This is a genomic window from Curtobacterium sp. B8 (assembly GCF_000333315.1).
GTDB classification, from domain to species: Bacteria; Actinomycetota; Actinomycetes; order Actinomycetales; family Microbacteriaceae; genus Curtobacterium; species Curtobacterium luteum.
On sequence record NZ_BACW01000356.1, the window covers coordinates 1 to 7224 of the forward strand.

6 protein-coding genes and 1 pseudogene are annotated in these 7224 nt (G+C 74.0%); 3 read left to right on the top strand and 4 right to left on the bottom strand.

Annotation, left to right across the window (positions count from 1 at the left end; all coding sequences use genetic code 11):
- Window positions 1-2968 (bottom strand): annotated as a pseudogene (locus tag I59_RS21390) (proline dehydrogenase family protein); the annotation flags it as partial.
- Window positions 2969-3087: 119 nt separating this feature from the next.
- Here I59_RS21390 and I59_RS09180 point away from each other — a divergent pair.
- A complete protein-coding gene (locus I59_RS09180; protein ID WP_022903617.1) occupies window positions 3088-3561 on the top strand; it encodes a MarR family winged helix-turn-helix transcriptional regulator in 474 nt (157 codons plus the stop codon).
- Between the two features lie 13 nt (window positions 3562-3574).
- Here I59_RS09180 and I59_RS09185 read toward each other — a convergent pair whose 3' ends face one another.
- From I59_RS09185 to I59_RS09195, 3 genes are read right to left on the bottom strand one after another with little or no spacing between them, the layout of a single operon-like run.
- Window positions 3575-4273: an anti-sigma factor gene (locus I59_RS09185; protein WP_022903618.1), complete on the bottom strand. Its 699-nt coding sequence runs from the start codon at window positions 4271-4273 to the stop codon at window positions 3575-3577.
- Window positions 4270-4782 (bottom strand): sigma-70 family RNA polymerase sigma factor, encoded by a 513-nt coding sequence (locus tag I59_RS09190; protein ID WP_022903619.1) that lies wholly within the window; start codon window positions 4780-4782, stop codon window positions 4270-4272. Before I59_RS09190 ends, I59_RS09185 begins: the two co-directional genes overlap by 4 nt.
- Entirely contained in the window at window positions 4782-5480 is a 699-nt protein-coding gene (locus I59_RS09195; RefSeq protein ID WP_022903620.1) for a YceI family protein, read from the bottom strand. Before I59_RS09195 ends, I59_RS09190 begins: the two co-directional genes overlap by 1 nt.
- Window positions 5481-5558: 78 nt before the next feature.
- On the opposite strand from I59_RS09195, the gene I59_RS09200 reads away from it, so the two are divergent.
- The gene (locus I59_RS09200; RefSeq protein WP_022903621.1) at window positions 5559-6110 is read left to right on the top strand and encodes an MOSC domain-containing protein; all 552 of its coding nucleotides are present in this window, start codon (window positions 5559-5561) and stop codon (window positions 6108-6110) included.
- Between the two features lie 180 nt (window positions 6111-6290).
- Window positions 6291-7148 (top strand): NAD-dependent epimerase/dehydratase family protein, encoded by an 858-nt coding sequence (locus I59_RS09205; protein ID WP_031273482.1) that lies wholly within the window; start codon window positions 6291-6293, stop codon window positions 7146-7148.
- Window positions 7149-7224: the final 76 nt, after the last annotated feature.

Here is a 7224-nt window from a genome sequence, read left to right on the forward strand (position 1 = left end):
CGGGCTCGGACGTCGCTGAGGGCTCCGGCACGCACCTGGTCGAACTCCTCGAACGAGAGACCACTCCGGGCCGCTTCGATCAGGGCGGTGACGCGCGGCGGGAGCCCGTGCAGCTGGATGCTCTTGTGGACCTGCCGCTCCGTGCGCTCCCACCGCCCGAGGGTGGCCACGTACATCGGACCACCCGCCTTCGTGCCGGTACCGACCGACGATCGCTTCCAGCCGCCGAAGGGCTGCCGGCCGATGACCGCACCCGTCGTGCCGCGGTTGACGTACAGGTTGCCCGCCTGGACGGACGCGAGCCAGTCCGCGACCTCGTCCACGTCGAGCGAGTGGATGCCGGCCGTGAGCCCGAACTCCGTGCCGTTCTGGATCGCGATCGCCTCGTCGAGGGTCTCGGCGCGCATGATGCCGAGCACCGGCCCGAAGTACTCGGTCTGGTGGAAGTCGCTGCCGGGCCGGACGCCGTCGCGGATGCCGGGCGACCAGAGCCGGCCGGAGTCGTCGAGCGGAGCCGGCTGCACGAGCCAGGACTCCCCCGGCCCGAGCTCGGTCAGCCCGGCGAGCAGCTTGCCGGAGGGCTCGGCGATGAGTGGACCCATCTGGGCCGCTGGGTCGTCCGGCCAGGCCACCCGCAGCGTCCGCGTCGCGTCGACCAGCTGCCGACGGAACCGCTCGCTCTCGCCGACGGACCCGACCAGGACGACCAGGGAGGCGGCCGAGCACTTCTGCCCGGCGTGCCCGAACGCGGACTGCACGATGTCCTGCACGGCGAGGTCGAGGTCGGCGCTCGGCGTCACGACGATCGCGTTCTTCCCGCTCGTCTCGGCGGTCAGCGGGAGTCCGGCGCGCCACCAGCGGAACGACCGTGCGGTGTCGGCCGAGCCGGTGAGCAGCACCCGGTCGACGGCGGGGTGCGCCACGAGTTCACGGCCGAGGTCGTCCTCGTCGAGGTCGACGAGCTGGAGCAGGGAGTGCGGCACCCCGGCGTCCCAGAGGACGTCGGCGAGGAGCGCTCCGGAGCGCTTGGCCTCGGGAGCGGGCTTGAGGACCACGCCGCTCCCGGCGGCGAGCGCCGCGAGCACCCCTCCGGCCGGGATCGCGACCGGGAAGTTCCACGGCGGCACGACCACGGTCAGCCGGGGCGGGACGAAGCGGGCGCCGTCGCCGTCCATCGCCGCCAGCTGCCGGGCGCTCTCGGCGGAGTAGTGGGCTGCGTCGACGGCCTCGGTGACCTCGATGTCGGCCTCGGTCAGGGTCTTGCCCGTCTCGGCGGCCATCACCTCGATCAGGTCGGCGCGGCGCGTCTCGAGCTCGTGCCCGATGAGGTCGAGGAGCTCGGCGCGGTCGTGCGGGTCCTGCCGTCCCCAGTTCACGCCGGCCTGGGCGGTGCGGGCGACGATGCGCTCGAGCATCGAGCGGTCCACGACCCGGGCGCGGCGGATGGTCTGCGCGCCCAGCTGCGAGCGCGGCACCCGGCGGAGGACGTCGAGCGCCCACGCCCGGTTGGCCGCGACGGCGGGGTCGGTGTCGGGCGCGTTCCGGAACCCGTCGCGGTGCTCGGCCTCGCCCAGGGGCCGGCGACGGTCCTGCGTGCGGTGGGTGGCGGGCACGGGCTCGTCGAGGGCCGCGACGGACGCCAGGTAGCGTCCGTGCTCGCGGTGAAGACGCTGGCGTCCCGGTCGATGTCGAAGGCACCCGAGATGAAGTTCTCGGGGCTGGCGCTCTCCTGCAGTCGGCGGGCGAGGTACGCGATGGCGGAGTCGAACTCCTCCGGCGCCACGACCGGGGTGTACAGGAGCAGGCGTCCGACGTCGGCGCGGACGGCGTCGGCGTGCGTGGACGCCATGCCCAACAGCATCTCGACGTCGACCGCGTCGGTGACCCCGCGGCGCTGGGCGAGCACCCACGCGGTGGCGAGGTCGAACAGGTTGTGGCCCGCGACGCCGATCCGGACGGCGTCGGTGCGCTCGGGGACCAGGGCGGTCTCGAGCATCCGGAGGTAGGCGGAGTCGGTCTCGCGCTTGGTCCCCCACGTCGCCAGCGGCCACTCGTGCAGGATCGCGTCGACGTGCTCCATCGCCAGGTTCGCGCCCTTGACGAGCCGCACCTTCACGGGAGCACCACCGCGAGCACGTCGCGCCTGCGCCCACGCCGTGAGCCGGTCGAGGGCGCCGGCAGCATCGGGGAGGTACGCCTGCAGCACGATGCCGGCCTCGAGCCCGAGGAACTCGTCCCGGTCGAGGAGCGTCGTGAACACCGCGAGGGTGACGTCGAGGTCGCGGTACTCCTCCATGTCGAGGTTGATGAACTTCGCCGGTCGACCATCGGCGAGCGGGGCCGCCGCGAGCCGGTAGAGCGGGACGAGCCGCTCGACCACGCGCTCGACGGTCTGGTCGAACGCCCACGGCGACGTCTGCGGCACCACCGAGCTCACCTTGATCGAGACGTGGTCGACGTCGTCTCGGGCGAGGAGGTCCGTCGTGCCCTGCAGCCGGCGGTCGCTCTCGGCACTGCCGAGCACGGCTTCCCCGAGGAGGTTGACGTTGAGGCGTGTGCCCTCGCCCCCGATCCGGGCGAGCGCCGGACCGAGCTTGGCCGGGGTCGCGTCGATGACGAGGTGCCCGGTCATCCGGCGGAGGATCCGGCGTGCGGTGGGGATGACCGCCCACGGCGCCATCGTGGCGAACCCGCCGCCCAGCGTCACGGCTCCGCGGAGGTACCAGGCGAGGAACTCGGGGACGTCCTGGCTGAGCTTCTCGAGGTTGCGCGCGGCCACCCGCGGGTCTTCCGGTCGGATCACCCGGTCGACGAACCCGCGCGTGAAGTCGAGCCCCTGCTCGTCGCGGAGGACGCCCGCCAGCCGCACGGCACCGGCGTCCGGCTTCGACCCCGCCGAGGCCGCCAGCCAACGGCGCACGAGCGCAACGGCGTCGTCGGTGCAGTCGGCGATGCGGGGGGTGGGCATGCCTCCGATCGTATGCTGCCGCACCGACGCTCCCTCGGAGCGCGCCGTGCGTTCGCGGAGCGTCGTCCCGGGGATGGAACCGGCGTCGGGCCGGGTGTGGCGTGGATACGCTGTCGAGCATGGCGACGCAGGACGACGAGGGGCACGACTGGGTCACGTGGGACACCTACCACGACGCCTGGCGGCGGTTGGACCGCGCCCTCGACCACGCCGTGCAGGCCGGGGCGGGGATCTCGATCCCGGAGTTCGAGATCCTCATCGGACTGCACCGCGACCCCGACCACCGACTCCGTGTCCGGGACATCGCGGCGGGCATCGGGTGGGAGAAGTCCCGCGTCAGCCACCAGGTCACGCGCATGGTGGCGCGCGGTCTGGTGGAGCGGGCGGACTGCCCCACGGACGGCCGCGGGAGCTGGGTGTCGATGACCCCGGACGGCCGCCGGGCGGTGCTGTCCGCCATCCGAGCGCACACGGGTGCGCTCGAGGACCTGTTCTGGAGGCCCGTGGGCACGGACGCGGACACGCTGCGGTCGGTCAGTGCGCGCGTCCACACCGCGATCGGTCCGGTGGACCCGGACGGCGAGGACCGCTAGCCGCCGAGGACCGCTAGAGGTCGACGTCCGCGAGGACGCGGTCGTCGCCGCGGAGCCGGACCTGCACGCTCGCGATGTCCTCCCGCGGGACGTTCGTCGAGGCCGACAGTCCGCGGGCGTCCTCCCCGGCGGCCGACCAGGACGCGATCGTCTCCGCCGTGCCGTCGTCGCGCACGACGACGAGGTCGTACATCACGGAGCCGTCCGGCGACCAGGACCTCCCGCCGTACGAGCAGCCCCAGTCGAACCGCGTGCCCCACGGCTCGCCGCTGACGGCGAGGTCGACGTCGAGGCCACGGTCGCCGACCAGCGCGTACCGGTCGGCGGTCGGTGCGGAGGCAGCCGGCACGGTGGCGGGGTCGACCCGGGCCGTGCCCACCGCGAGACCGCCGAGGACGGCCGCGAGCACGGCCGCCGCCGCGGTGGCGGTGACCCAGACCCGACGGCGACGACGACGGGTGCGGACGCGGTGCGCGACGGAGGCGAGGGAGCTCTCGGGACGCGTGTCGGGCCTCCCGTCCGGTTCCGCGATCTCGATCGCCTGGTCGGCGGGCAGCTTCGCGAGCAGGCCCGGCAGGCCGACCAGTTCGGCCACCGCCGCGGTGCACCGGTCGCAGGTCTCGAGGTGCCGCTCGTACTCGAGCCGTTCGTCGGCCGGCAGCGAGCCGAGCACGTAGGCGGCGTCCCACTCCGCGTAGCGGTCCTCGCTCATCGGGTCACTCCTCGTTCCTGCAGTGCGAGCCGGAGGGCCCGCAGACCGTAGTGCAGCCGCGACTTCGCGGTGCCCTCCGGGACGTCGTGCCGCCGGGCGATCTCGGGCACGGTGTGGCCGAGCCAGTACGCGTCGACCACGACGCGGCGGTGCTCCGGGCTGAGCGACGCGAGCGCGTCGGCGACGACGATGCGGTCGAGGACGGCGTCGGTGCGGTCGGCCTCCGCGCGGTCGACCGGGTGCTCGGTCCCGTGCTCGCGGCGGTTCCGGGCCGACCGGGCCTCGTCCACGACGAGGTTCCGCGCGACCGTGAACAACCACGCGCGGGCACTGTCGGGTGTCCGCTCCAGGACGGCGGGCCGCTGCCAGGCGCGGACCATCGTCTCCTGCACGACGTCCTCGACGGTGTGGCCGTCCCGCGTGAGGTGCCGGACGTAGCGGGTGAGCGCCTCGCCGTGCTCGCGGTAGAGCGTGGCGAGCAGTTCGTCGGCTCCCCTGCCGGTGACCATCACTTGTCCAGGTCGAGCGAGAACTCGACGGAGCCCTTCGGGTCCACCGTGACGAAGCCGAGCGACGGCGCCTGCACGCCGTAGTCCTCGAACGTGATCGGGATGCTGCCGGCGACCTGCACGGTGCCGTCCTTCGCGACGGCGACCTGGGCGTCGGCGGTGACGGGCTTCTCGACGCCGTGCAGGTCCATCGTGCCGGTCAGCGTGACGTCCTGGGTGGCGCCGTCGAGGGCGACGGACACGTCGACGGGCTCCGTCAGCGTGAACGTGGCCGTCGGGTGCTGGTCGGTCTGCAGCGCGGTGTTGCGGAAGTACTCGTCACGGGCGGCCTCGGGCGTGCTGATCTTCGCGACCTGCACGGTGACGGTCGCCTTCGTGAGGGAGCCGTCGCTGACCTCGGCCGTGCCCTCGACGTCCTTCGTGCGTCCGACCACGTTCACATCCTGCCCCTGCAGGACCTCGTGCACGCGGTACCCGGCGAACGAGTCCCCCGTCGAGGTCCAGGTGCCGTCGGCCTCGGACGCGCTGAGCTTCCCGGCGCCGCCCGACGTCCCGGCGCTGACCGACGGCGCTGCCGCGGCCTGGCCGTTGACGGTGTTCGCGTAGATGACCGGGCCGGCGATCGCGGCCGCGGCGCCGACGACCACGACGCCGGAGGCGATGCCGATGATGACCTTGGTGCGTGTGCGGAGTCCCATGCCCTGACGACGAGACAGCGGGCCGGATCGTTCACCGCGGGGCTCGCCCGGCGTGTCGATCTCTGCCAGGCTCGGGGTGTGGAAGCGCAGCCGTCGGTCGTCGTCGCCGTGGCCCGTGACGAGGGCCACCACTTCAGCAAGCCGCTCGCGGACGAGGTCGTGCTCGTCGCGGGGTGGGGCATCGAGGGCGACGCCCACGCCGGCACGACGGTGCAACACCGGTCCCGGGTCGCGCGGGACCCCTCGCAGCCGAACCTGCGGCAGGTGCACCTGCTGCACGCCGAGCTGTTCGACGAGGTCGCCGCGGCCGGGTTCGCGGTCAGTCCCGGCGACATGGGCGAGAACGTCACGACGCGGGGCATCGACCTGCTCGGGCTGCCCACCGGCACCGTCCTGCACCTCGGGGAGTCGGCGAGCGTGCGGGTGACGGGCCTCCGCAACCCCTGCCAGCAGATCAACGGGTTCGAGCCGGGGCTCCTCAAGGCGGTGCTCGGCCGTGACGAGGACGGGTCCGTGGAGCGGAAGGGCGGCGTGATGTCGGTCGTGCTCACCGGCGGGGCCGTGCGGCCGGGTGACGCCGTGCGGGTCGAGCTGCCCGCCGGGGCGCCGGAGCCGCTGCAGCCCGTCTGAGCGGTCGAGCGGGCCGGGCGGCTCGCTGGCTGGCTGGTTCGCTGGCTGCCTGGCTGCCTGGCTGGCTTGCTGGCTTGCTGGCTTGCTGGCTGCCTGGCTGCCTGGCTGCCTGGCTGCCCGAGTCTCGGCGTGCGCAGCCGCCGGCGCGCGGCCGCCGGCGCGCGCTGGCACAGTGGGAGCGTGCAGCACCACGGAACCGTCGTCGTCGCCGGCTGCGGCGACCTGGGGACCGAGGCCGGTCTCCGCTTCGCCGCCCTCGGCCACCCCGTCATCGGTCTGCGTCGCCGCGCCGGACTCCTGCCGGCACCGCTCACCGGACGGAGCACCGACCTCCGCCACGACGTCCCGACGATCCCGGACGACACCGCGGTCGTCGTCGTCGCGACGGCAGCCGGCAGCCGCGACGTCGACGAGTACCGCGCGACCTACGTCGACGGGCTGCGGAACGTCCTCGACGGCATCGACGCCTCCGCCGCCACACCGCGGGTGGTCGTGGTCTCCTCGACCGCGGTGTACGACGTCGACGACGGGTCCGAGGTCACGGAAGCCACCCCGGTGCGCGGGAGCACACCGACCGCGGCCGTGCTCGTCGAGGCCGAGGAACTGCTGCGCCGCCGTGCGCCGGGTGCGGTGCTGCTCCGGCTGAGCGGCGTGTACGGCCCCGGACGCGAGCGGCTCGTCGACCAGGTGCGGTCGGGCAGCGCCCGGCTCGCTCCCGGCCGGTCACCGCACACGAACCGCATCCACCGCGACGACGCCGCTGCCGCACTGGTCCACCTCGCGACGCTGGTGGACCCCGCGCCGACGTACCTCGGGACCGACGACGAGCCCGTGCCCCTCGACGACGTGCTCCGCTTCCTCGCGCACGAGCTCGGCGTGGACGAGCCGGTGCGGGGTGACGGCGACGGACGACAGGCAGGTGGCGACAAGCGGCTCTCCAACGCCCTCCTCCGCTCCACCGGATGGGCACCGCGGTACCCGACCTTCCGCGAGGGGTACCGCGCGGTGCTCGCGGGCGAGGGCACCCGCCACCCCTGACCGCGCGAGACCGCGGGCCGAGCGATAGCCCCGCAAGGACGCGGTCGGGAGGCCCGTGGCGGCGCCGCCACGGGCC